This is a genomic window from Hydrogenophaga sp. (genome assembly GCF_048549895.1).
Taxonomy (GTDB): Bacteria; Pseudomonadota; Gammaproteobacteria; order Burkholderiales; family Burkholderiaceae_C; genus Hydrogenophaga.
In genome coordinates this window covers 1-23,664 of record NZ_JBLYYB010000168.1, presented here as the reverse complement: position 1 = coordinate 23,664, position 23,664 = coordinate 1, and the positions used below count along the sequence as shown (strand labels likewise).

The following is a 23,664-nucleotide window of genomic DNA, read 5'->3' as shown; positions in this document are numbered from 1 at the left end:
TCGGTCACCCTCATGCAGTTGCGCTTCGCTTCGTTCGCTGTGATCAACTTACGGGAGGACTTGCACCTCCGAGAGAGCGCCCGTGCCGGGCGCACCACTGAAAAAGCCCGCAACCTTTCGGTTGCGGGCTTTCAGATTTCAATGGTCGGCGTGGCGGGATTCGAACTCGCGACCCCTTGCACCCCATGCAAGTGCGCTACCAGGCTGCGCTACACGCCGACAAGCCTCAAATTATATCCGGCAATGCGGGTCTTTCAGACCGCGTGACGAAGAAGCTCACGTATTTCGAGCAACTCGCGGCGCACCTCGTGAACCAGCAGACCCGAGCCCGCGATCATCTCGTCGCCGCGTTCGCTGCCAACGGTCGGCGCTTCGTCATGGATCACGGCATCCAGATCGATCACGTCGATGGCCTCGTCGTCGTCCTCTCCCCGGCGTTTTTCGCGCTCGGCCTGAACGAGTTCCTGCAGCTTGTTGCGCGCTCCGCTGATGGTGAAGCCCTGGTCGTACAACAACTCGCGGATGCGGCGGATCATGAGCACCTCGTGGTGCTGGTAATAACGCCGATTGCCCCGCCGTTTCATGGGCCGCAGTTGCGTGAACTCCTGCTCCCAGTAACGCAGCACGTGCGGCTTGACGCCACACAATTCGCCCACCTCACCGATGGTGAAGTAGCGTTTGGCGGGGATGGGCGGGAGCGTTTTTTCCATGAAAATCAAGGCGGTACAGACCGAAGCTTGAATTTACTCTAACAAGCGGGGGCGTGCGCAGGGCGTGGTGGAATTCTGTGTGAAATGTTGCAAACGCCACCGAGGGCCCCCGCTCACGACCGCCTGGAGGCATCAGCCGACCGTCTGGCGCGGAACGGCCAGGCGGCACAGATGTCGGCAGCAAAAACGCCGACCAGCGCGGTCGGGCAAGGTCCTCAAAACGCGCCAGAAACCAGGGGGTTCAGCCACCGATCACGGCGGTCTGCACCTGTTCCTTGAGCTTGGGACTGGCGTGGAAGGTGACCACACGGCGGGCTTCGATGGCCACGGGCTCGCCGGTGCGCGGGTTGCGTCCGGGGCGCGGCGCCTTGGTGCGGATCTGGAAATTGCCGAAGCCCGAAATCTTCACGTCGGTGCCTTCGACCAGGCTGTCGGTGACGAGATCGAAGAAGGCATCGATCATGTCTTTGGACTCCCGCTTGTTCAGACCGATCTGGTCAAACAGCATCTCGGCCAGCTGGGCTTTGGTCAGTGCTGGCGTTTCCAGGCTTTCAACAGCGAGTTCCATGCGGTGCTTCTCCATCCTCGTTCGGTCAGGCGCGCAGGCGGGCGGCCACACGCGTTTGCAGGGACTCAAGCGCCGCCTTGACGGTGGCCTCGATGTCTTCGTCGGTCAGTGTAGCGTCGTCGCGGTTGAGCACCAGCCGCACCGCAAGGCTTTTTTCATCGGCCGCCAAGGCACCTGGAGCGGCAGCTTCTGCCTGCTTTTTGGGGCGGTACACATCGAACAGCACGACGTCGCGCAGCCAGGCACTGGCAGGCGCACGAATCGCATCGACCACGGCCGCGTGGCTCACGCTTTCCTTGACCACGATCGCCAGATCGCGTTCAACCGCCTGGTGCCGGCTCACGGCCTGGTACACCGGCACATCTCGGGCCAACACCGCATCCAGTTCCAGTTCGAACAACACGGGTGCCTGCGCCAGCTCGTACGACTGGCGCCAGCGCGGATGCAGCTCGCCCACATGGCCGATGCAGCGGTCCTGCAGCCACACGCTGGCGCAGCGGCCGGGGTGCATGGCCGGGTGTTCATCGGCGCGGAATTCGGGCTTCAGCGGTGCGAGCAGCGCCTGCACATCGCCCTTGGCGTCAAATAAGTCGGCCACGCGCTCGGATGCGCCCCACTGCAGCGTGTCCACCGCGCCAAAGCTCAGGCCGGCCACGCGCATGGGTTGGTGGAACCCGGCCACGCTGGTGTCGCTGTCGACCACTGAGGCGTCCTTGTGGAACACACGGCCGACCTCGAACAGACGCACGCGCTCGGCGCGGCGGTCGAGGTTGAACTTGAGCACAGCAACCAGGCTGCCGATCAACGATGAACGCATCACGCTCATCTGGCTGGCGATCGGGTTGAGCAAGCGGATGGGTTCGGCGTTACCAGCGAGTTCACGCTCCCAGCGTTCTTCCACAAAGCTGAAGTTGATGGTTTCCTGGTAGCCCAGTTGGGCCAGCAGTCGGCGCACCGCGAACGGGCCGCGCTTGGCCTCGGGCCGGATCTTGGCGGTGATCGGCGCCAGCGGCGGCGTCTCGGGCAACTGGTTGTAGCCCACGACACGCGCGACTTCTTCGATCAGGTCTTCTTCGATCTGAATGTCAAAGCGGTAAGCCGGCGGCGTGACCGTGATCGTGCCCTCGCCCTCTTCCAAGGCCAGCCCGAGCCGGCGCAAGGCGCCCGCGCACTGAGCCTGCGTGAGCGGCATGCCGATGACCTTGTTCGCGCGCGCCACGCGCAGCGTCACGGGCTGGGCCACCGGCAGGTTGACCACGTGGTCGTCCATCGGGCCAACCTGGCCTCCGCAGATCTCGAGCACCAGTTGCGTGATGCGCTCGATGTGCTCGACGGTGGTCGACGGGTCCACGCCGCGCTCAAAACGGTGGCCCGCATCGGTGGAGAAGTTGTAGCGGCGCGAGCGACCGGCGATGGCTTTGGGCCACCAGAACGCGGCCTCGATGTAGATGTTCTGCGTGTCGTCGGACACAGCGGTCGCGTCACCACCCATGATGCCGGCCAGCGACTCCACGGCCTGGTCGTCGGCGATCACGCCCACCTGTGCGTCGACCGACACGGTGTTGCCGTTGAGCAGCTTGAGCGTCTCGCCCGCGCGGCCCCAGCGCACCTGCAGACCACCGTGGATCTTGTCGAGATCGAAGATGTGGGAAGGACGGCCCAGCTCGAACATCACGTAGTTGGAGATGTCCACCAGCGGCGACACGCTGCGCTGTCCGCAACGCGCCAGGCGCTCGACCATCCACGCGGGCGTGGCGGCGCGGGTGTTCACCCCGCGCACGACGCGACCGGTGAAGCGACCGCACAGATCGGGCGCGCTCACCGTCACCGGCAAGCGGTCTTGCAACGACACGGGCGCAGCTGGGAACGTCGGCTCGACCAAGGGCGCGCCGGTGAGCGCGGACACCTCGCGCGCGATGCCGTAGACGCTCAGGCAATGCGCCAGGTTGGGCGTGAGCTTGAGGGTGAACAGCATGTCGTCGAGCAGCAGCTGTTCGCGGATATCGCGGCCCACCGGCGCGTCGGTCGGCAGCTCCAGCAAACCGCCATGGTCTTCGCTGAGCTTGAGTTCGCGCGCCGAGCACAACATGCCCTGGCTCTCCACGCCGCGCAGTTGGCCCAGCTTGATCAGGAACGGCTTGCCGTCTTCGCCCGGCGGCAGTTCGGCGCCCACCAAAGCACAAGGCACCTTGATGCCCACACGCGCATTGGGCGCACCGCACACGATGTTGAGCAGGCTGCCCTGCCCCACGTCCACCTGGCACACGCGCAGGCGGTCGGCATTGGGGTGTTGTTCGGCGGACTTGATCTCGCCCACGACGATCTTGGAGAAAGGCGGCGCCACGGGCTGCAGTTCTTCCACCTCCAGACCGGCCATGGTCAAGGTATCAGCCAATTGCTGGCTGGTCAGGGGCGGATTGCAGAAGGCACGAAGCCAGGATTCTGGGAATTGCATGTCGGTGTCTTTGCGCGAAGGATCAACGGAATTGCGACAGGAAACGGACATCGCCGTCAAAGAACAGGCGCAGGTCGTTCACGCCGTAGCGCAGCATGGTGAGGCGGTCCGGACCCATGCCGAAGGCAAAGCCGATGTACTTTTCGGGGTCCAGGCCCATGTTGCGCACCACGTTCGGGTGCACCTGGCCAGAGCCCGCCACCTCCAGCCAGCGGCCGGCCAACGGCCCGCTCTGGAACTGGATGTCGATCTCCGCGCTGGGCTCGGTGAAGGGAAAGAAGCTGGGGCGAAAGCGCAGCACCAGATCGTTCGATTCGAAGAAGGTGCGGCAGAAATCTGTGAAGACGAACTTCAGGTCCTTGAAGCTCACGTTCTCACCCACCCACAGGCCTTCGCACTGGTGGAACATGGGCGAGTGCGTGGCGTCGCTGTCAACACGGTAGGTGCGCCCTGGCGCGATCACGCGAATTTCCGGCATCGGCTGGCCAGCGTCCAGCACAGCTCGGTGGCGTTTGACGTGCTGCACCGCATGGCGGATCTGCATCGGGCTGGTGTGGGTGCGCAGCAGGTTGGGTGCTTTGTCGCTGCCACCTTCCACGTAAAACGTGTCGTGCATCGAACGCGCCGGGTGGTCCTCGGGCGTGTTGAGCGCGGTGAAGTTGAACCAGTCGGATTCGATCTCGGGCCCTTCGGCCACTTCGAAGCCCATGGAGCCGAAGATCGCCTCAATGCGCTCCAGCGTAAGGCTCACCGGGTGAAGACCGCCTTGCCCGCGCTGGCGACCTGGCAGGGTCACATCCAGTGCCTCGGCCTTGAGCTGGATCTGCAGCTCGGCAGCGGCCAGTGCTTGGCGGCGCTCGGTCAATGCGGCTTCGATCGCCTGCTTGGCCAAATTGATCGCAGCGCCACGGGTCTTCTTCTCCTCAACCGGCAGCGCGGCCATGCCCTTCATCAGCTCGGTGATGCGGCCGGCCTTGCCCAGGTATTGGGCCTTGGCGTTTTCCAGATCGACCGGGGTGGTGGCCTGCGCAAATCCTGCGCGGGCGCTGTCGACCAGTGCGTCCAACTCGTTCATGTGTGTGCTTGAGATCGTTTGCAAAAGAAAAAAGGGGTTGAAGCCAGCGAGGGAACTCCCTCAAGCCTCAACCCCTTTGAGCGACCGGAGATCACCGCTGTGACGCGGTGTCCCTGTCGTGAATCAAGCGGCCAGCTTGGCTTTGACTTGCTCCACGATGCTGCCAAAGGCAGCCGGGTCGTTCACGGCCAGATCGGCCAGAACCTTGCGGTCGATTTCGATCGAAGCTTTCTTCAGACCGTTGGCGAACTGGCTGTACGTCAGGCCGCATGCGCGAGCACCGGCGTTGATACGGGCAATCCACAACTGACGGAAGACGCGCTTCTTGGTGCGGCGATCGCGGTAGGCGTATTGCCCCGCCTTCATCACCGCCTGTTTGGCGATGCGGAAGACGTTACCGCGGCGGCCACGGAAACCTTTGGCCAGAGCCAGTACTTTTTTGTGTCGGGCGCGAGCCGTGACACCACGTTTGACGCGAGGCATGTGTGTTCTCCTGTTCGTCGTTGATCAAATACCCATGCCGGGCAGCATCTGCGCCATGTGACCCATGTTGGTCTCATGCACAGTGACTGAACCGCGCAGGTGGCGCTTGTTCTTGGTGGTCTTCTTGGTCAGGATGTGACGTTTGAAGGCTTGACCGCGCTTGACGGTGCCACCGGGACGAACGCGAAAACGCTTCTTCGCGCTGCTCTTGGTCTTCATTTTGGGCATCTTCATGCTCCTTTTCGTTTGTGCTCGTGAGGCGCTGCGAACCTTCCGCAGACTTGTAGGCCCCGAGCCACTTTTTATGGAAGGCCTTTCGGCCTTCCGGTTCGGCGTCCGGCTTTTCAGCCAGCGCCTCGGACCGGCAGGAGACTACCCTGCCCGTCCAATGCTGTTCTTCTCTCCGGCTGCCTTCAGGCTGCCGGCTGACCGGCCGCAGGCGTTGCCACCTCGGCTGGTTTGGCTGCACCGCCACCGGTCTTTTTGCGACCGGGCGCGATCATCATGATCATCTGGCGGCCTTCCAGCTTGGGAAACTGCTCCACGATGATCGAATCGGCCAACTCGTCACGGATGCGGTTCAACAGGGCCAGGCCCAGATCCTGGTGGGTGATTTCACGACCGCGGAACCGCAGCGTGATCTTGCACTTGTCACCATCGTCCAGGAAGCGCCGGATGTTGCGCATCTTGATGTTGTAGTCGCCATCGTCGGTACCGGGCCGGAACTTGATTTCCTTGATCTCGATGACCGTCTGCTTGGCCTTGGCTTCCGCCGCCTTCTTCTGCTCCTGGTACTTGAACTTGCCGTAGTCCATCAGGCGACACACGGGAGGCACGGCCGTGGCCGCAATCTCGACCAGGTCCACGTCCAGTTCACCGGCCATGCGCAGCGCTTCAGACAGACTGACGATGCCGAGTGGCTCGTTCTCCGGGCCGTTGAGGCGAACCTCGGGGGCCATGATTTCACGGTTCAGTCGGTGTGCGCGCTCTTCACGTTGGCGGCGGTCGCGAAAGTTGGTAGCTATGGTGGTTTCCTTGATGTGGGCTGTTCAGGCGACAGGGCGGCCCCTCGGCCGCCCACATGCACATGAGGTGCGCCACAGCAGCATGGGCATCAACCTGGATGTTTGAAATCAAACCTTGGATGAAACGTCTGCCGCAATGAGTTTGGAAAAGGCTTCCAGCGGCATGACACCGAGGTCTTTGTTACCCCGAGCCCGCACAGCCACGGCACCAGCTTCTTTCTCCTTGTCGCCCACGACAACGATGAAAGGCAGCTTTTGCAACGCGTGCTCCCGTATTTTATACGTGATTTTCTCGTTGCGCAGGTCGGTTATGACCCTAAGCCCTTGATTTTGCAATGATTTCGCGATTTCCCGACAGTAATCGGCCTGCGCGTCGGTGATGTTGAGCACCGCCACCTGCACCGGCGACAGCCACGTGGGCAGTGCGCCGGCGTGTTCTTCGATCAGGATGCCGATGAATCGCTCCAGGCTGCCGACGATGGCGCGGTGGAGCATGACGGGGCGGTGGCGCGCGCCGTCTTCACCCACGTACTCGGCGTCCAGCCGCTCGGGCATGGAGAAATCGACCTGCATGGTGCCGCACTGCCACTGGCGGCCGATGGCGTCTTTCAGCGTGTACTCGATCTTCGGGCCGTAGAAGGCGCCGTCGCCGGGCGAGATCTCGAATTCGCAGCCCGAAGCGCGCAGGCTTTCCATCAACGCATGCTCGGCCTTGTCCCAGACCTCGTCGGAGCCGATGCGCGCGTCCGGCCGCGTGGCCACCTTGTAGATGATGTTCTTGAAGCCGAAATCGGCATAGACCTTCTGCAGCAGCGCGGTGTAGGCCAGGCACTCGGGCAGGATCTGCTCCTCGGTGCAGAAGATGTGGCCGTCGTCCTGCGTGAAGCCGCGCACGCGCATGATCCCGTGCAGTCCGCCGCTGGGTTCGTTGCGGTGGCACTGGCCGAATTCACCGTAGCGCAGCGGCAAATCGCGGTAACTCTTGATGCCCTGCTTGTAGATCAGGATGTGGCCCGGGCAGTTCATGGGCTTCAGGGCGTAGTCGCGCTTTTCACTCTCGGTGGTGAACATGTTGTCGCGGTACTTGTCCCAGTGGCCGGTCTTCTCCCACAACGACTTGTCGATGATCTGCGGACCCTTGACCTCCTGGTAGCCGTTGTCACGGTACACGCGTCGCATGTACTGCTCCACCTCCTGCCACAGCGTCCAGCCCTTGGGGTGCCAGAACACCAAGCCGGGCGCATGCTCGTCGATGTGGAACAGATCGAGTTCGCGACCGAGCTTGCGGTGGTCGCGCTTCTCGGCCTCTTCGATCATGGTCAGGTGCTGCTGGAGTTCGTCCTTGGTGGCCCAAGCCGTGCCGTAAATGCGTTGCAGCATTTCGTTGCGGTGGTCGCCGCGCCAATAAGCACCCGCCACCTTCATGAGCTTGAAGTGCTTGAGCTTGCCGGTGCTGGGCACGTGGGGGCCGCGGCACAGGTCTTCGAAGGCGCCCTCGCGGTAGAGGGACACGTCTTCATTGCTCGGGATGCTGGCGATGATCTCGGCTTTGTAGTGCTCGCCCATGCCCTTGAAATGCGCCACCGCCTCGTCGCGTGGCAGCACGCGGCGCACCACGGGCTCGTCCTTGTTGGCCAGCTCGGTCATGCGCTTTTCAATCGCCACCAGGTCGTCGGGCGTGAAAGGTCGCTTGTACGAAAAGTCGTAGAAAAAGCCGTGCTCGATCACCGGACCGATGGTCACCTGCGCGTCCGGGAACAGTTCCTTCACCGCATAAGCGAGCAAGTGGGCCGTCGAGTGACAGATGACCTCCAGGCCATCGGCGTCCTTGGCCGTGATGATGGACAGCGGGCTGTCCTGCGTGATGAGGAAACTGGTGTCGACCACCTTGCCGTCGACCTTGCCGGCCAGCGCGGCCTTGGCCAGACCGCTTCCAATGGAGGCGGCCACCTCGGCCACCGTGACCGGGCCGGGGAATTCGCGTTGGGAACCGTCGGGGAGCGTGATGTGCAACATGGGGTGGTCCAGAAAACAAAAAAGCGCGGCAGGGGCCGCGCTGGTGGGGGTCGAAAGGGAATCGGGCAGGCGCGAACTGCAGGCCTTAGAAGGCCGGGAGGGTGTTCTCCTGAGTTCGCGGTGTCATAACCAGATTGCCTTTCTCGCTCTTGCTGATTCAAAGAGATCAAATTTTCCCACAAAAAAGCCACCCCGAAGGGTGGCGTTTCCGTGTCTCCTCCAACCGCTCTGGGGCGGACTCGGGGATGTCAGTGGAACTGCTCTTCTTCGGTCGAGCCGGTCAGGGCCTTCACGCTGGAGGAGCCGCCCTGGATCACGGTGGTCACGTCGTCGAAGTAACCGGCGCCCACTTCCTGCTGGTGCGACACGAAGGTGTAGCCCTTGTCGCGTGCGGCGAACTCGGGCTCCTGCACCATGTTCACGTAGTGCTTCATGCCTTCGCCGCGGGCGTAGGCGTGGGCGAACTGGAAAGTGTTGAACCAGTTGATGTGGATGCCGGCCAGCGTGATGAACTGGTACTTGTAGCCGAGTGCGGCCAGGTCTTCCTGGAACGAGGCGATCTGCTTGTCGTTGAGGTTTTTCTTCCAGTTGAACGAGGGCGAGCAGTTGTACGACAGCAGCTTGCCGGGGCAAGCGGCCTGCACGGCCTGGGCAAATTCGCGGGCGAAGCCGATGTCGGGCACGCCGGTCTCGCACCACACCAGATCGGCGTAGGGGGCGTAGGCGATACCGCGGCTGATGGCTTGCTCCAGGCCGTTCTTGACGCGGTAGAAACCTTCCTGCGTGCGCTCGCCGGTGAGGAACGGTTTGTCGTTGGCGTCGTGGTCGCTGGTGATCAGGTTGGCGGCTTCGGCGTCGGTGCGGGCCAGCACGATGGTGGAGACGCCCATCACGTCGGCGGCGAAGCGCGCGGCGATCAGCTTCTCGCAAGCCTCTTGCGTGGGCACGAGCACCTTGCCGCCCATGTGACCGCATTTCTTCACGGCGGCCAGTTGGTCTTCGAAGTGAACGCCTGCCGCACCGGCGGCGATCATGTTCTTCATCAGCTCGAAGGCGTTCAACACGCCGCCGAAACCGGCTTCAGCGTCGGCCACGATCGGCAGGAAGTAGTCGATGAACTCCGGGCTGCCCGGCTCGATGCCACGGCCCCACTGGATTTCGTCGGCGCGCTTGAAGGTGTTGTTGATGCGGCGAACCATGGTGGGCACCGAGTCGTAGGCGTAGAGCGACTGGTCGGGGTACATGGTTTCAGACGTGTTGCCGTCTGCTGCCACTTGCCAGCCCGAGAGGTACACGGCTTCCAGGCCGGCCTTGGCCTGCTGCATGGCTTGGCCGGCGGAGATGGCGCCGAAGGCGTTCACATAACCCTTCTTGGAGCCGCCATTGACCTTGTCCCACAGCTTCTCGGCGCCGCGCTTGGCCAGCGTGTGTTCGATGTTCATGCTGCCGCGCAGGCGCACGACGTCGGCGGCGGAGTAGCCGCGCTTCACACCCTTCCAGCGCGGGTTGGTGGCCCAGTCTTTTTCCAGGGCTTCGATTTGCTGCTGGCGGCTCAGTTGCTCGGTGAAGGATTGAGGCATGGGGATACTCCGTGAGGTTGATGGAACAGGGTTGGCTTCGGCGGTGCAAGTTCGCTTGCGAGGCCGCAGCCAGTGCCTTGACTTTAAGTCTTATAGAAGACTTTGAGAGGCTCTTATGTCTTATATAAGAGAAAAACTTTTCCCATGTTTATCAACGTTATTTCAATAGCATTTCTCAATGTGGAAATCACTTTCTTGTATTGAGAAATTTTTGCGCACCGCAGCATTCGGCAATTTCACAATGAGAAATCAACAAACCTCATCCCGAAAAGTGATGACGCCGAGCCTTCGGGCATGATCCAGCCCACTTTCGAATCAAGCGATCTTGTGAACCCCATCCATCCCCTGAACCGTTGGTGGGCCTACGCCAGCCTTGCACTGAGCATGGCGCTCGTGGGCAGCTACGTGGCTTTGTCCAAGCCGCTGGTGCTCGTGTTTCCCATCTTCCTGCTGGCCTGGCTGCGCTTCGGCATTGGTGGCCTGGCCATGTGGCGCTGGTTGAAGAAGCCCCCGGGGGAGCCGCCGATCACGTCACACACACGCGGGCTGCTCTTCCTCGAATCCTTCCTCGGCAACTTCCTGTTTTCCATCTGCATGCTGTTCGGCGTGAGCATGACCACGGCTGTGGCGGCTGGGGTGGTGATGTCGTCGATTCCGGCGGTGGTGGCGGTGCTGAGCTGGATCTTTTTGCGAGAGCGCATCGGCTGGCGCAGCGCGGCGGGTATTGCGTGTGCGGCCATCGGCATCGGCCTGTTTTCGCTGCAGAAGGTCAACACCGGCGTGGCGGTGGACAACAGCGGCCCGTTCGGCATCAGCCGGGCGCTGCTGGGCAACTTGCTGGTGTTCGCGGCGGTGGTGTGCGAGGCTTCTTACGTGGTGATCGGCAAGCGCCTCACCGAAGGCCTGGGCCCCAAACGCATCTCGGCCATCATCAACCTGTGGGGGTTTGCGCTGGTCACGCCGTTCGGGCTGTGGGCCGCGTGGTCGTTCGACTTCGGCACCGTGAGCCTGCCGATCTGGACGCTGCTGGTGTTCTACGCGCTGGCGGCCAGCGTGTGGACCGTGTGGCTCTGGATGACCGGCTTGAAAACGGTGCCGGCCTCGCAAGCCGGCGTGTTCACCGTGATGCTGCCGGTGAGTGCTGCGGCCATCGGCGTGCTGTTCATGGGCGAGACGCTCACGCCGCTGCAGGTGGTGGCCTTCGGTATCGCCCTGCTCGGGCTGGTGCTGGCCACCCTGCCCCAGCGGCGCTCCGCACAAGCCTGATTCAGAGGCACCACAAGCCTGTGGGCTGGGTGATGCCCATCCACAAGGCCCAACCCGACGTGACCGCCAGCGCCAGGCCGGCCAGGCGGATGCCCCAGGCCCCGGAGCGCGCGCCGTTCGGGCGCAGCAGCAACCACGGCGCGGCGGTCAAGGAGATCGACGTGCCGATGGAGAACAGCGCCATGATGACCGCGCCCTCCAGCGCGTTCGCCGAGAGCGACGCCACCAGCAGTGCCGAGTACAACAACCCACACGGCATGAGCGCCCAGGCCACGCCCAGCACCACCGGCGCGCGCTGGCCCATGGAGGTGAGCACGGGGCGTGCCTTGCGCCAGATGGTCTGACCCAGCGTCTCGATCCAGGCCGGCTGGCGTGCGCGCCAGATCAGCACCACGCCCAGCAACAAGGCGGCGATGTGGAATGAGGTCCACACCGGGCGGATCGCGGTGGTGCTGGTGCCCAGCCAGGCCAGGCCTTGCACCGAGCCCGCAGCAAACGCACCGAACAGCGCGTAACCCACCATGCGGCTGAGTTGAAAGGTCCACAAGGCCTGGGTGCTGCGCGCACCCGCGGCGCGGCTGATGCCGGCGCACGCGGCACCGCACATGGCCACGCAGTGGGGGCCGCCCACCACGCCCATGAACAGAGCCGTGATCGCCATCGAGGTCTGCATGGATCAGATGATCTTCGAGAAGCGCGCGCGATCCAGGTCGACTTGCAGATGCTTGTCGAACACCATGGCGATCGCCCGCACCAGGTACCAGCCGGTTTCGGTGACCTGCACGCCCGTGGCGTCCAGGCGCACCAGGCCGTGCTCGGCCAGGCCTTCGAGCACCGCGAGCTCGCGTGCAAAGTGCTGCCGGAAGTCGATCAGGTGCCCCAGCTCGATCGACTCGAACTGCAGCTCGCCCTGGCACATCAGCGACATGATCACCGCGCGGCGCAGCAGGTCGTCGCGGGTGAGCGCCAGGCCGCGCACGATGGGCAGGCGGCCCTGGTCGAGCAGGTCGCGGTACTCCTCCAGTGTTTTGGCGTTCTGGCTGTAGGTGGCGCCGATGCGGCCGATGGCCGAAACGCCGAGTGCGATCAGATCGCAGTCGGGCTGGGTGCTGTAGCCCTGAAAGTTGCGGTGCAGCCGACCTTGGCGCTTGGCCACGGCCAGCGCGTCGGTGGGCAGGGCAAAGTGGTCCATGCCCACGTACACATAGCCCGCGTCCTGCAAGGCGTCGAGCGAGGCGGAGAGCATGGCCAGCTTGGCGCTGCCGCTGGGCAACTCGGCGGCGATGATGCGCCGCTGCGGCTTGAAGCGCGACGGCAGGTGGGCGTAGGCATAAAGCGCAATGCGGTCGGGCCGCAACTCGTTCACCTGCGCCAGCGTGCGCGCGAACGACTCGGGCGTCTGCAGCGGCAGGCCGTAGATCAGGTCCACATTGATCGACTCGAAGCCGATGCGCCGCGCGGCGGCCACCAGCGCAAACACCTGCTCGGCGGGCTGCATGCGGTGCACCGCCTTCTGCACCGTGGGGTCGAAGTCCTGCACGCCGAAGCTCAGGCGGTTGAAGCCCAGGCGCGCCAGCGTGCGCAGGCGCTCCTCGGTCACGGTGCGCGGGTCCACCTCGATCGAATACTCGCCGCCGGGCACCAGCGTGAAGTGCGGGCGCAGCATGCTCATGAGATCTTCAAGCTCGGCGTCCGACAAAAAGGTGGGCGTGCCGCCACCCAGGTGCAGCTGCGACACGTTCTGCCCGGGGCCCACATGCGCGACCTGCAACGCCACCTCCAGCGCCAGATAACGCAGGTACTCGGCCGCGCGGTCGTGGTGTTTGGTGATCACCTTGTTGCAGGCGCAGTAGTAACAAACCGATTCGCAAAAGGGAATGTGCACGTACAGCGAGAGCGGCAGCGCCATGGAGCCCACCTTGCGCTGCTCCAGCGCCTGCACGTGGTCCTGCTCGGTGAACGCTTCCACGAAACGGTCGGCGGTGGGATACGAGGTGTAGCGTGGTCCGGGAATGTCGAACCGGCGCAGCAGGTCGTCGGAAATGGTGTGGCTCACGGGGTGTCTCCCAATCAATGAGCCACTGTGCAACAGGCCCTGCGCAGCGGCCTTGATCTTCATCAAGCGGCCAGGGCAAAAGACGCGATCATCGACACCCCACGGGGGTATGCTGTGGCGTGTCACACATTCCCGGATTTCGTATGGACGCCCACACCATCAAAGTTGCCTGCTCCAGTTGCAACCTGCGCGAACTCTGTCTGCCCATGGGACTGAACGCGGATGAAATGGACAAGCTGGACCGCGTGATCTCCACCCGCAAGCGCATCAAGCGCGGCCAAGCACTGTTCAGTGTGGGTGACAAGTTCACGTCGCTCTACGCGGTGCGCTCGGGCTTCTTCAAGACCTGCGTGACCACCGCCGATGGCCGCGACCAGGTGACCGGCTTTCAAATGACGGGCGAGATCATCGGCATGGACGGCATCGTGAGCGACCACCACTCGTGCGACGCGGTTGCACTCGAAGACGCCGAGGTCTGCGTGATGCCGTTCGATCAGGTGGAAGAACTCTCGCGCGAATTCACCACGCTGCAGCACCATGTGCACAAGATCATGAGCCGAGAGATCGTGCGCGACCACGGCGTGATGCTGCTGCTGGGCAGCATGCGGGCCGAGGAGCGGCTGGCCGCCTTCCTGCTCAATCTGGTGCAGCGCTTGCATGCGCGGGGCTTCTCGCAATCCGAGTTCGTGCTGCGCATGACGCGCGAAGAGATCGGCAGTTACCTCGGCATGAAGCTGGAGACGGTGAGCCGCACGTTTTCGAAGTTCGCGGAAGACGGCATCATCGACGTGAAGCAGCGTCACGTGCACATCAAGAACGTGGACGCACTGCGCCAGATCGTCAATCCTCAAACCTGCGCTTGAAGCCCTCGCTCCACCCAGGGGCGACCTGGCGGCGGATCATTCAGGACCGTCACTTGGCCGGAATGACGGGTGAGGCGGCGTTGTTGCGCGCCTGGTGCGCCGGCTGCAGCTTGGCCAGCGCGTCGATGCGGGCCTGGCCTTGCAAGGCCTGAGCGGCTTTGTAGTCGCGTTGGTAGTCCGCCTTGTTGAGCACCGGGTCGGCGCCGTTGATGGCGAAGAAGGCGGCCGTGAGGCTGGCCGCCACGCCCACCAGCGGCGCGCCCACCACCAGCCACATCTGCGGCGTGCGCCACCAGGCGGCGTCGGCGTTGGGCGTTGTATGGCTTGAGCTCATGGGCATCTCCTGAAAAGGCAAGTTCAGCGCGGCACGAGGAAGGCGGCCTTCTCGGTCACGCGGGCCACGTCGCCACCGGTGGAACGGATCTCGAACTGGATCGGGTGTGAGCCGGTGGATGCGGTGCCCGGCGGAATCTGCACCCGCACGGCGGCCGAGCGCACCTCGGTGGGCAGCACCTCGACCTCGGTCACCGGGTCCAGGGTGATGCCGGGCAGGCCCGAGACGCTGATGGCATAACGCTGCGTCTCCTCGGTCGCATTCATGATTTGCAGTCGGTACACGTTTTCAATGCGGCCCTGCTCCACCATACGCGCGAGCGATCCACGGTCGCGTATCACGTCCACGCGCAGCGGCGTGCGCAGGAACAGACTCACCCCCACCGCTGCGGTGATGGTGAGCAGGATGGCCGAATACACCAGCACGCGTGGGCGCAGGGCGCGTTTGAGCATCTGTTGTGTGTCCCAGCCCTGCTCCACGCCGTGTTGCGTGGAGAACCTGATGAGGCCACGCGGGTAGCCCACCTTGTCCATCACGTCGTCGCACACGTCCACACAGGCCGCGCAGCCGATGCACTCGTACTGCAGGCCCTTGCGGATGTCGATGCCGGTGGGGCAGACCTGCACGCACAGGGTGCAGTCGATACAAGAGCCAAGTCCCAACGCCACCGGGTCGGCTTTCTTCGAGCGCGGTCCGCGCGGCTCGCCGCGCTGCTCGTCGTAGGTCACGATCATCGTGTCCTTGTCGAACATCGCGCTCTGGAAGCGCGCGTACGGGCACATGTACTTGCACACCTGCTCGCGCAGAAAGCCGGCGTTGCCGTAGGTGGCGACGCCGTAGAAAAACACCCAGAAGGTTTGCCAGGGGCCGAGCGAGGCGGCCAGCGACAGCGCGGCGAGTTCGCGGATGGGCGTGAAGTAGCCCACGAACGTGAAGCCGGTCCACAGCCCAAAGGCGATCCACAGCGCGTGTTTGAGCACACGCTTGCCGACCTTGACCGCACTCATGGTGGACGCGTCCAGCCGCAGGCGCGCGGAGCGATCACCCTCCACCTTCTTTTCGATCCACAGGAAGATCTCGGTGTAGACCGTCTGCGGGCAGGCAAATCCGCACCACAGCCGCCCGGCCACCGCGGTGAACAAAAACAGCGACAGCGCCGAAATGACCAGCAGACCCGTGAGGTAGATGAAATCCTGCGGGTAGAGCACCAGGCTGAAGATGTAGAAGCGGCGCGCCTCCAGATCGAACAACACCGCCTGACGCGCGTTCCACTGCAGCCACGGCAGTCCGTAGAACACGAGCTGTGTGATCCACACCATGAGCCAGCGCCAGTTGGAGAACACGCCCGAGACAGAGCGCGGGTGGATCTTCTGGCTGGCCGCGTACAGCGACACCATGGTCTCGTCGTCCACCGCAGCGGGCACGATGGGGATGACGGTGGCGGCTGGCTTGGAGGTGGACACGGGAAGTTTCAACCGGACTCAGTTCGCTGCTGCCGCGGGTTTGTTCGACATTCCCCAGACGTAGGCGGTCAACACATGGATCTGGTCGGCATTGAGCTTGTCCGCCTGCGCCGGCATCTGGTTGGTGATGCCGTTGGTCACGGCGCGCACGATGGCCTCTTCGCCCCAGCCGTGCAGCCAGATGCCGTCTGTGAGGTTGGGCGCGCCCAATGCCGTGTTGCCCTTGCCGTCTGCACCGTGACAGGCAGCGCACACCGCGAACTTGGCGCGGCCTTGTGATGCGCGGATCGAATCGTGCGGTGTGGCCGACAAGCTCAGCACGTAGTGCGCCACGTTGCGCACGTCGTCGGGCGTGCCCACAGCAGCGGCCAGAGGCGGCATCATGCCGACGCGCCCCTGTGTGAGCGTGGTCTTGATCGTGGCGGGTTCGCCACCGTGCAACCAGTCGCCGTCGGTGAGGTTGGGGAAAGTGCGGGCACCGCGCGCGTCCGAGCCGTGGCATTGCGCGCAGTTGTTCATGTACAGCCGCTCACCCACCGCCATGGCCGGCGCGTCGCCCGCCAGCTGCTCGGGCGAGAGACCGTTGAAGCGGGCGTAGATGGGTGCAATGTCCTGCTGCAGCTTGTCCACCTCGGCCTGGTGCTGGCCTTGCGACGACCAGCCCAGCACGCCGGCGTATTGGCCGAAGGTGGGGTACAGCACGCCGTAGACCAGCGCGAAGACCACCGTGATGATGAACAGGTAGACCCACCACCGCGGCAGCGGGTTGTTCATCTCCTGCAGATCGCCGTCCCACACGTGGCCGGTGGTGTTGTCGGCCCGAGCCTTGACCTGGGTGGTGCCGCTGATCCAGAGCAGGACCGCGCAGGCCAGGATGCTGAGCACGGTCAGCCCGGCCACGTACCAGGACCAGAATTCGCTGGTGAAATCACTCATGATGTTTCTCTTGCTCTGACGGGTTCGCGGGATTCATTCGTCCTGAAAGGGCAACTGGGCCGCTTCCTCGAACCGGTCCTTGTTGCGCTTGGACCAGGCCCAGGCCACGATGCCCAGGAAGGTCAGCAGGCTGATGACGGTGACGATGCTGCGCAGGTCGTTGATGTCCATGGTGTGCTCCGTGGGTTCACTTGATCGCGGTGCCGAGCACCTGCAGGTAGGCCACCAGCGCGTCGAGCTCGGTCTTGCCTTTCACGTCGGCAGGGGCAGATGCGATCTCGGCGTCGGTGTACGGCGCACCCAGCGTGCGCAGCACCTCCATGCGGCGCGGCACGCCGGCCTCGTTGACAGTCTTCTTCTCCAGCCACGGGTAGGCCGGCATGTTCGACTCGGGCACCAGGTCGCGCGGGTTGATCAGGTGCACGCGGTGCCATTCGTCGCTGTAACGACCACCCACGCGGTGCAGGTCGGGCCCGGTGCGTTTGCTGCCCCACTGGAAGGGCCGGTCGTACACAAACTCACCGGCCAGCGAGTAGTGGCCATAGCGCAGCGTCTCGGCCTGCAACGGCCGGATCATTTGTGAATGGCAGTTGTAGCAACCTTCGCGCACATAGATGTCGCGCCCGACGATCTGCAGCGCGGTGTAGGGCTTGAGGCCCTCCACCGGCTGGGTGGTGGACTTCTGGAAGAACAGCGGGACGATCTCCACCAGTCCACCGACCGCAATGACCAGCACGATGAGCACGATCATCAGGAAATTGTTGGTCTCGATCCGCTCGTGCGTGAAACCCTGGGGCTTGTCTTGGTTGGCCATGGTGTCGTCCTCAGGCGTGGGCAGGGTTGAGGGCGGGGATGCGCACGTCGGGCACCTGTCCGTTCCTGACCGTCATGAACGTGTTCCACGCCATGACCAGCATGCCGCCGAGGTACAGCAGGCCACCGAGCAGGCGGATCACGTAGAAGGGATAGGTGGCCTTCACGGATTCCACGAAGGTGTAGGTCAGGCTGCCGTCGGGGTTGATGGAGCGCCACATCAGGCCCTGCATCACACCGGCGATCCACATGGCCGCGATGTAGAGCACGATGCCGATGGTGGCGACCCAGAAGTGCAGCTCGATGGCGGGCACCGAGTACATCTTTTTCTGGCCGTACAGGCGCGGGATCAGGTAGTACATGGAACCCATGGTCACCAGACCGACCCAGCCGAGGGCGCCGCTGTGCACGTGGCCCACGGTCCAGTCGGTGTAGTGCGAAAGCGCATTGACCGTCTTGATCGACATCATCGGACCTTCGAAGGTCGACATGCCGTAGAACGAGAGCGAGACGATCAGGAACCGCAGGATGGGGTCGTCGCGCAGTTTGTGCCAGGCGCCCGAGAGCGTCATGATGCCGTTGATCATGCCGCCCCAGCTGGGCGCGAGCAGGATCAGCGAGAACACCATGCCCACGGATTGCGTCCAGTCGGGCAGCGCGGTGTAGTGCAGGTGGTGCGGGCCGGCCCACATGTAGGTGAAGATCAGCGCCCAGAAGTGCACGATCGACAGGCGATACGAATACACCGGCCGCTCGGCCTGCTTGGGGATGAAGTAATACATCATCCCGAGGAAGCCGGCGGTGAGGAAGAAGCCCACCGCGTTGTGGCCGTACCACCATTGCACCATCGCGTCTTGCACGCCGGCGTAGGCCGAGTAGCTCTTGAACAGGTCCACCGGCACAGCCGCGCCGTTGACGATGTGCAGCATGGCCACGGCCAGGATGAAGGCGCCGAAGAACCAGTTGGCCACGTAGATGTGGCGCACCTTGCGTTGGCCGATGGTGCCGAAGAACACCACCGCGTAGGCCACCCACACCACCGCGATCAGCAGGTCGATCGGCCATTCGAGTTCAGCGTATTCCTTGCCCTGCGTCAGGCCCAGCGGCAGCGTGATGGCTGCGAGCACGATCACCAGTTGCCAGCCCCAGAACGTGAACGCCGCGAGACCGTCGGAGAAGATGCGCGTCTGGCAGGTGCGCTGCACCACGTAGTAGCTGGATGCAAAGAGCCCGCACCCGCCAAAGGCAAAGATCACCGCGTTGGTGTGCAGCGGGCGCAAGCGCCCGTAAGACAACCATTCAATGCCCAGGTTGAGTTCGGGCCAGGTCAGCTGCGCGGCAATGATCACGCCCACCAGCATGCCCACCACCCCCCACACCACCGTCATGATGGCGAACTGCCGCACCACGTTGTCGTTGTAGACCGCCGACGGGCTGGCCTGGTTTGTCACGGACATACAGAACTCCTCGCAAATGTCACTCGTTGAAGTGTCTTGCGCGCTGGAGCCCGACGCCTTGACTTACATCAAGCGGACTCAATCGCTTTTGAGAATCCGCTCACCTTCGCGCTCGATGTTGTCGAACTGCCCTGCCTGCAAGGCCCACCAGAACACGCCGATGATGCCGAACACCAGCAGCACGGACAGGGGAATCAGCAGGTAGAGGATGTCCATGAACAACGGGCTCTCAGAGGGGGTTTCTGGTCAGGCGCAAGGCATTGCCGATCACCAGCAGCGAACTGCCCGCCATGCCCAGGCCGGCGAGCCAGGGCGGCATCCAGCCCACCAGGGCCAGCGGCACCGCCACCACGTTGTAGGCCGCCGCCCAGATCAGGTTCTGTCGCACCACACGCAGCGTGGCGCGCGCCTGCGTGAGCGTGTGCACCACGTCCATGACCTGCCCGCCCTGGATCACGTAGTCCGACTGGGCTTGGGCCAGCGGTGCCGCCTGCCCCAGCGCAAACGAGGTGTCGGCGCGTGCGAGCACGGGCCCGTCGTTGAGCCCGTCGCCCACCATCGCGATGCGGAGGCCCTGCGCCTGCAGCCGGGTCACTTCCACCAGCTTTTGCTCGGGTGTGGCGCCGGCGATCACGTGGTCCACGCCCACCGCCTGGCCCACGGCCTCGGCGGCGCTGGCGCGGTCGCCCGAAAGCAGCCAGGTGCGCACACCCAGTGCCCGCAGCGCCTGCACCGCCTCGCGGGCGTCGTTACGCAGGCCTTCTTCCAGTGTGAAGCTGGCCATCCAGCCCTGGTCGTCGCTCAGGTGGGCGCGGGGGGTGTCGTCGCCCTCATCAGCCACGGGCGCCGCGCAGAACGCAGCCGAGCCCAGGCGCACGCCGGTGCCATCGGGCAAACGGGCCTGCATGCCCTGCCCCGCCACCTCGCGCACATCCAGCAGTCGCTGTCCCGTGGAATGCAGCGCCAGCGCGCGCGACACCGGGTGCAGTGAACCGACCGCCAGCGCACCGGCCAGCGCCAGCGCCTGATCGCGGCTCACACCTGCGCGTGTGTGCACCATGCGCAGCGCCAGGCGGTCGTGGGTGAGCGTGCCGGTCTTGTCGAACACCACGGCGTTGATGCCAGCCAGCACCTCGAACGCCTGCAGCCGCCGCACCAGCACGCCGCGGCGCGCCAGCGCCCCGGCCGAACTCAGCATGGCCGCTGGCGTGGCCAGCGAGAGCGCACACGGGCAGGTGACGATGAGCACCGCCACCGCCACGGCGAGTGCGCGCGTGTGGTCGATCGGCCACCAGTAGAGCCCGGCCACGGCCGCAGCCAGCAACACCAGCAGCAAAAACGGCGCCGCGATCCGGTCGGCCAGGATGGCCAGGCGCGGCTTCTCGGTGGAGGCCTGCTCCATCAGCTTGACGATCTGCGCAAAGCGCGTGTCGCGCCCCACCTGCAGCACCCGCATGCGCACCAGGCCGCCCAGGTTGAAGCTGCCCTCCACCACGCCCTCCCCCTGCTCGCGGGTGACCGGACGCGATTCGCCGGTGAGCAAGGCCTCGTCCACCGTCGCACGCTCGCTGAGCAATTTGCCGTCGGCCACAAAGGCCTGGCCCGCCTGCACCTGCACCACGTCGCCCACCGCCAGCCGGCGAATCGACACCGTTTCCAGGCTGCTCGAAGTCTCGCGCTGGCAGACCTCGGGCAGGCGGTTCATCAAACTGTCGAGCGCGCCGGCCGTGCGGTCGCGCGCCTTGAATTCGAGGTATCGCCCGCCGAGCAGGAAAAACACGAACATGGTCAGCGAGTCGAACCAGACCTCGGCACCCCAGGGGCCGGCGGGGTCGAAGGTGGCGGCCGAACTCACGAGAAAGGTGACGAGGATGCCGATGGAGACCGGGGTGTCCATGCCCACGCGCCCGTGTTTGAGGTCACGCCAGGCGCTCTCGAAAAACGGGCCGCTGGCAAAAAACACCACCGGCAGGCTGATCACCCAGCTCGCCCAGCGCAGCAGCTGGTCAATGTCGGCGGGGATCTCACCCGGCTCGGTCACGTACGCGGGCCACGCATACATCATCACCTGCATCGTGCAGAAGCCGGCCACGAAGAGGCGCCACAAACCTTGCCGCGTCTCGCGCAGGCGCTCGCTGAGGCCCAGGGCCTGCTGCATGGGCAGCAGGCGGTAACCGCGCTCGCCCACCACCTGCGCCAGGGCCGACATGCGGGTGGCTGAAGGGTCCCAGCGCAGCGTGAGCCGGCGCGTGGCCGCGTGCACCCGCACCTGCAAAACGCCCGGCAAACCTTGCAAGGCCGACTCCACCGCATCGGCGCAGGCCGCGCAGTGCATGCCCTGCACCATCAGCACCGATTCGGCGAGGTCACCATCGGCCTGCCCGATGCGCCGGGTGAAGGTGTCCTGCTCCACCGGGTCGTCAAGCACGGCGAAGTTGTCGGTGACGGTGAGCGGGCCCCGGTGGTCGCCCAGCCAGTGGGGCGCAGGGCCGGGAAGCGTGGACACGGCCTGGTTCATGGCTGGAGCGTAGTCGGGGTCTTGTTCCCTGCACTTGATCCAAGTCAACCACAAGCCTCCTGACTGCGCTACGCTGGGTCTTCGAACAACAACCCTGAAGGAGCAAGCCATGTACAAGCGCATTCTGGTGGCCACCGACGGATCCAAACTCTCCAGGATGGCGGTGGAGCACGCCATCGACCTCGCCGACCTCACCGGTGCGGAAGTGGTGGCCCTCAAGGTAATCCCCCGCTACCCACAAACCTACTTTGAAGGCGGGGTGGCGCTGGCTGCGGCCGAGATCGCGCGCATCGAAGCCCAGTGGAACGAAGAGGCCCTGGCAGCGGTGAACGAGGTCAAGTCCGCAGGCCAGTTGCGCGAGGTCAAGGTCAAGCCCGTCACCGTGAAGTCGGATCTGATCGCCGAGGCCATCATCGCCACGGCCAAACGCAACAAGTGCGACCTGATCGTGATGGCCTCGCACGGCCGCCGGGGTTTGAAACGTCTGCTGCTGGGTAGCGAAACGCAGCAGGTGCTCACGCATTCACACACGCCGGTCCTGGTCTTGCGCTGACTTGACCTCGTTCTCACCGGCCTGAGAGGCCCGGTGTAGAGTGGGCGCGCCACCACGCCCACCCTCATGCCACCCTCGTCCCACGCCGCCCCGAAGTTCGTCACCGGCTCCACGCTCAGACACGTCATCGGCATGACCGCCACCGGCTCCATCGGGCTGGCGGCGGTTTTTTTCGTCGACGTGCTCAACCTGTTCTATATCTCGCAGTTGGGGCAGAAGGAGCTGGCCGCGGCCGTGGGCTATGCCGGCACGTTGTTGTTCTTCCTCACCTCGCTGGCCATCGGTCTGTCGATCGCGGCCACCGCGCTGGCCTCGCGTGCGCTGGGGCGCGGCGAGCGCGACCAGGCCAAGGTGATCGCGGGCGCTTCTCTCGTGCTCATGGCCGTGTTCATGGGCAGCGCGGTGGCCCTGGTGTACCCATGGCTGGCCAAGCTGCTCGCCCTGCTCGGCGCCACGGGCGACACCGCCACGCTGGCGCTGCGCTTCACGCGCGGGGTGCTGCCCTCGGCCGTGCCGCTGGGCCTGGGCATGTGCCTGGCGGCGCTGCTGCGCTCCCTCGGTGATGCACGCCGGGCCATGTTCGTCACGCTGGGAGCCGGTACGGTCTCGGCCGTGCTCGACCCGCTGCTCATCCTGGTCTTGGGATGGGGGCTGGACGGCGCGGCCGTGGCCACGGTGCTGGCGCGCTGCTCCATGGCCGCAATCGGCCTGCACGCACTGCTGCGTGTGCATGGTCTTTTTGCCTGGCCAAGTGCTTCGGTGCTGCGCGACACGCTCAGGCCGTTCCTGGCCATCGGCGTGCCGGCCGTGCTGACCCAGGTGGCCACACCGGTGGGCAATGCCTTCGTGACGGCGGCCATCGCACCCTTTGGCGACAACGCGGTGGCGGGCTGGGCGGTGATCGTGCGCCTGATCCCGGTGGCGGTTGTGGCCCTGTTCGCGTTGTCGGGTTCGGTGGGCCCGATCCTGGGCCAGAACCTCGGCGCGCGCCGTTTCGACCGTTTGCGCAGCACAGTGCGCGACAGTTTGAAGGTGACGCTGGTCTATGTGCTGGTGGTGTGGCTGCTCATGGCGCTGGGCAGCGGTTTCATCGCAGACGCGTTCGGCGCGCAGGGCGAGGCGCGCGAGCTCATCGTGTTCTTCTGCGTGTTCGTGGCGGGCAGTTTTTTCTTCAACGGCGCGCTGTTCGTGGCCAACGCGGCCTTCAACAACCTTGGTTTCGCCTTCTATTCGACGGCTCTGAACTGGGGCCGCGCCACGCTGGGGGTGGCGCCTTTCATCTGGATCGGCGCGCAGTGGTTTGGTGCGCGTGGTGTGCTGGCGGGGTATGGCCTGGGGGTGGTGCTGTTCGGGGTGGTGGGTTTGTGGTTGAGTCGGCGGGTGCTGAAACGGTTGGAGCGGGAGGCCGCTTCTTCTGTTGTTGTTCAGCGTTAGTGGCGCGTTGTTTGCCTGCGCTTCTTCTCTGCTCGCGGACGTGGGGTGCGCTGCTCCGC

General features: G+C 64.5%; 23 protein-coding genes and 1 tRNA gene. 4 read left to right on the top strand and 20 right to left on the bottom strand.

From position 1 onward, the window contains the following. Positions 1 to 142 precede the first annotated feature (142 nt). The 10 genes from ACN4F8_RS16530 to aceA all read right to left on the bottom strand — a co-directional run bounded on the left by ACN4F8_RS16530 (position 143) and on the right by aceA (position 9,912). Positions 143 to 219: transfer RNA gene (locus tag ACN4F8_RS16530), tRNA-Pro, on the bottom strand. A 35-nt stretch (positions 220 to 254) separates the two neighbouring features. Then, complete coding sequence (locus ACN4F8_RS16525; protein WP_419474557.1) at positions 255 to 710, bottom strand: MerR family transcriptional regulator; 456 nt, start codon at positions 708 to 710, stop codon at positions 255 to 257. Positions 711 to 951: 241 nt separating this feature from the next. Continuing rightward, complete coding sequence (locus ACN4F8_RS16520) at positions 952 to 1,278, bottom strand: integration host factor subunit alpha (protein ID WP_056274982.1); 327 nt, start codon at positions 1,276 to 1,278, stop codon at positions 952 to 954. A gap of 25 nt (positions 1,279 to 1,303) precedes the next feature. Beyond that, a complete protein-coding gene (gene pheT, locus ACN4F8_RS16515; protein WP_419474556.1) occupies positions 1,304 to 3,733 on the bottom strand; it encodes a phenylalanine--tRNA ligase subunit beta in 2,430 nt (809 codons plus the stop codon). A gap of 22 nt (positions 3,734 to 3,755) precedes the next feature. Then, positions 3,756 to 4,808, bottom strand: a complete 1,053-nt coding sequence (pheS, locus tag ACN4F8_RS16510) for a phenylalanine--tRNA ligase subunit alpha (RefSeq protein WP_419474555.1) — start codon at positions 4,806 to 4,808, stop codon at positions 3,756 to 3,758. Between the two features lie 123 nt (positions 4,809 to 4,931). Continuing rightward, positions 4,932 to 5,291, bottom strand: coding sequence for a 50S ribosomal protein L20 (gene rplT / locus ACN4F8_RS16505; protein WP_056274988.1), 360 nt, complete (start codon positions 5,289 to 5,291; stop codon positions 4,932 to 4,934). A gap of 24 nt (positions 5,292 to 5,315) precedes the next feature. Beyond that, complete coding sequence (gene rpmI / locus ACN4F8_RS16500) at positions 5,316 to 5,519, bottom strand: 50S ribosomal protein L35 (protein WP_056275072.1); 204 nt, start codon at positions 5,517 to 5,519, stop codon at positions 5,316 to 5,318. A 185-nt stretch (positions 5,520 to 5,704) separates the two neighbouring features. After that, the gene (gene infC / locus ACN4F8_RS16495; RefSeq protein ID WP_419474559.1) at positions 5,705 to 6,316 is read right to left on the bottom strand and encodes a translation initiation factor IF-3; all 612 of its coding nucleotides are present in this window, start codon (positions 6,314 to 6,316) and stop codon (positions 5,705 to 5,707) included. 108 nt (positions 6,317 to 6,424) lie between these two features. After that, positions 6,425 to 8,332 (bottom strand): threonine--tRNA ligase, encoded by a 1,908-nt coding sequence (gene thrS, locus ACN4F8_RS16490; protein ID WP_419474554.1) that lies wholly within the window; start codon positions 8,330 to 8,332, stop codon positions 6,425 to 6,427. A 248-nt stretch (positions 8,333 to 8,580) separates the two neighbouring features. After that, positions 8,581 to 9,912, bottom strand: a complete 1,332-nt coding sequence (gene aceA, locus ACN4F8_RS16485) for an isocitrate lyase (RefSeq protein WP_419474553.1) — start codon at positions 9,910 to 9,912, stop codon at positions 8,581 to 8,583. 294 nt (positions 9,913 to 10,206) lie between these two features. On the opposite strand from aceA, the gene ACN4F8_RS16480 reads away from it, so the two are divergent. Continuing rightward, positions 10,207 to 11,178, top strand: a complete 972-nt coding sequence (locus tag ACN4F8_RS16480; protein WP_419474552.1) for a DMT family transporter — start codon at positions 10,207 to 10,209, stop codon at positions 11,176 to 11,178. 1 nt (position 11,179) lies between these two features. Here ACN4F8_RS16480 and ACN4F8_RS16475 read toward each other — a convergent pair whose 3' ends face one another. Together ACN4F8_RS16475 and hemN are read right to left on the bottom strand one after the other, a co-directional pair. Further along, positions 11,180 to 11,839 (bottom strand): sulfite exporter TauE/SafE family protein, encoded by a 660-nt coding sequence (locus tag ACN4F8_RS16475; protein ID WP_419474551.1) that lies wholly within the window; start codon positions 11,837 to 11,839, stop codon positions 11,180 to 11,182. A gap of 15 nt (positions 11,840 to 11,854) precedes the next feature. Then, positions 11,855 to 13,234 (bottom strand): oxygen-independent coproporphyrinogen III oxidase, encoded by a 1,380-nt coding sequence (gene hemN / locus ACN4F8_RS16470; protein ID WP_419474550.1) that lies wholly within the window; start codon positions 13,232 to 13,234, stop codon positions 11,855 to 11,857. Between the two features lie 143 nt (positions 13,235 to 13,377). Here hemN and fnr point away from each other — a divergent pair, with 143 nt between their 5' ends. Beyond that, on the top strand, positions 13,378 to 14,097 hold the full coding sequence (gene fnr / locus ACN4F8_RS16465; RefSeq protein ID WP_419474549.1) for a fumarate/nitrate reduction transcriptional regulator Fnr: 720 nt from the start codon (positions 13,378 to 13,380) through the stop codon (positions 14,095 to 14,097). A gap of 49 nt (positions 14,098 to 14,146) precedes the next feature. On the opposite strand, the gene ACN4F8_RS16460 is transcribed toward fnr, so the two are convergent. The 8 genes from ACN4F8_RS16460 to ACN4F8_RS16425 all read right to left on the bottom strand — a co-directional run bounded on the left by ACN4F8_RS16460 (position 14,147) and on the right by ACN4F8_RS16425 (position 21,618). Beyond that, entirely contained in the window at positions 14,147 to 14,431 is a 285-nt protein-coding gene (locus tag ACN4F8_RS16460) for a hypothetical protein (RefSeq protein WP_419474548.1), read from the bottom strand. 23 nt (positions 14,432 to 14,454) lie between these two features. Then, positions 14,455 to 15,828 (bottom strand): cytochrome c oxidase accessory protein CcoG, encoded by a 1,374-nt coding sequence (gene ccoG / locus ACN4F8_RS16455; RefSeq protein WP_419474558.1) that lies wholly within the window; start codon positions 15,826 to 15,828, stop codon positions 14,455 to 14,457. Positions 15,829 to 15,912: 84 nt separating this feature from the next. Then, positions 15,913 to 16,830 carry a cytochrome-c oxidase, cbb3-type subunit III gene (gene ccoP, locus ACN4F8_RS16450; RefSeq protein ID WP_419474547.1) on the bottom strand — a complete coding sequence of 306 codons (918 nt, stop codon included), beginning with the start codon at positions 16,828 to 16,830 and terminating at the stop codon, positions 15,913 to 15,915. 33 nt (positions 16,831 to 16,863) lie between these two features. Beyond that, complete coding sequence (locus ACN4F8_RS16445; RefSeq protein ID WP_419474546.1) at positions 16,864 to 17,001, bottom strand: cbb3-type cytochrome oxidase subunit 3; 138 nt, start codon at positions 16,999 to 17,001, stop codon at positions 16,864 to 16,866. Between the two features lie 16 nt (positions 17,002 to 17,017). Then, positions 17,018 to 17,644, bottom strand: coding sequence for a cytochrome-c oxidase, cbb3-type subunit II (ccoO, locus tag ACN4F8_RS16440; protein WP_419474545.1), 627 nt, complete (start codon positions 17,642 to 17,644; stop codon positions 17,018 to 17,020). A 10-nt stretch (positions 17,645 to 17,654) separates the two neighbouring features. Then, entirely contained in the window at positions 17,655 to 19,100 is a 1,446-nt protein-coding gene (gene ccoN, locus ACN4F8_RS16435; RefSeq protein ID WP_419474544.1) for a cytochrome-c oxidase, cbb3-type subunit I, read from the bottom strand. A 78-nt stretch (positions 19,101 to 19,178) separates the two neighbouring features. Next, a complete protein-coding gene (gene ccoS, locus ACN4F8_RS16430) occupies positions 19,179 to 19,316 on the bottom strand; it encodes a cbb3-type cytochrome oxidase assembly protein CcoS (RefSeq protein ID WP_374523288.1) in 138 nt (45 codons plus the stop codon). 13 nt (positions 19,317 to 19,329) lie between these two features. Then, the gene (locus tag ACN4F8_RS16425; protein WP_419474543.1) at positions 19,330 to 21,618 is read right to left on the bottom strand and encodes a heavy metal translocating P-type ATPase; all 2,289 of its coding nucleotides are present in this window, start codon (positions 21,616 to 21,618) and stop codon (positions 19,330 to 19,332) included. A 109-nt stretch (positions 21,619 to 21,727) separates the two neighbouring features. On the opposite strand from ACN4F8_RS16425, the gene ACN4F8_RS16420 reads away from it, so the two are divergent. Both ACN4F8_RS16420 and ACN4F8_RS16415 read left to right on the top strand, forming a co-directional pair. Further along, entirely contained in the window at positions 21,728 to 22,171 is a 444-nt protein-coding gene (locus ACN4F8_RS16420) for a universal stress protein (protein ID WP_419474542.1), read from the top strand. A gap of 66 nt (positions 22,172 to 22,237) precedes the next feature. Then, positions 22,238 to 23,605 carry an MATE family efflux transporter gene (locus ACN4F8_RS16415; RefSeq protein WP_419474541.1) on the top strand — a complete coding sequence of 456 codons (1,368 nt, stop codon included), beginning with the start codon at positions 22,238 to 22,240 and terminating at the stop codon, positions 23,603 to 23,605. Positions 23,606 to 23,664: the final 59 nt, after the last annotated feature.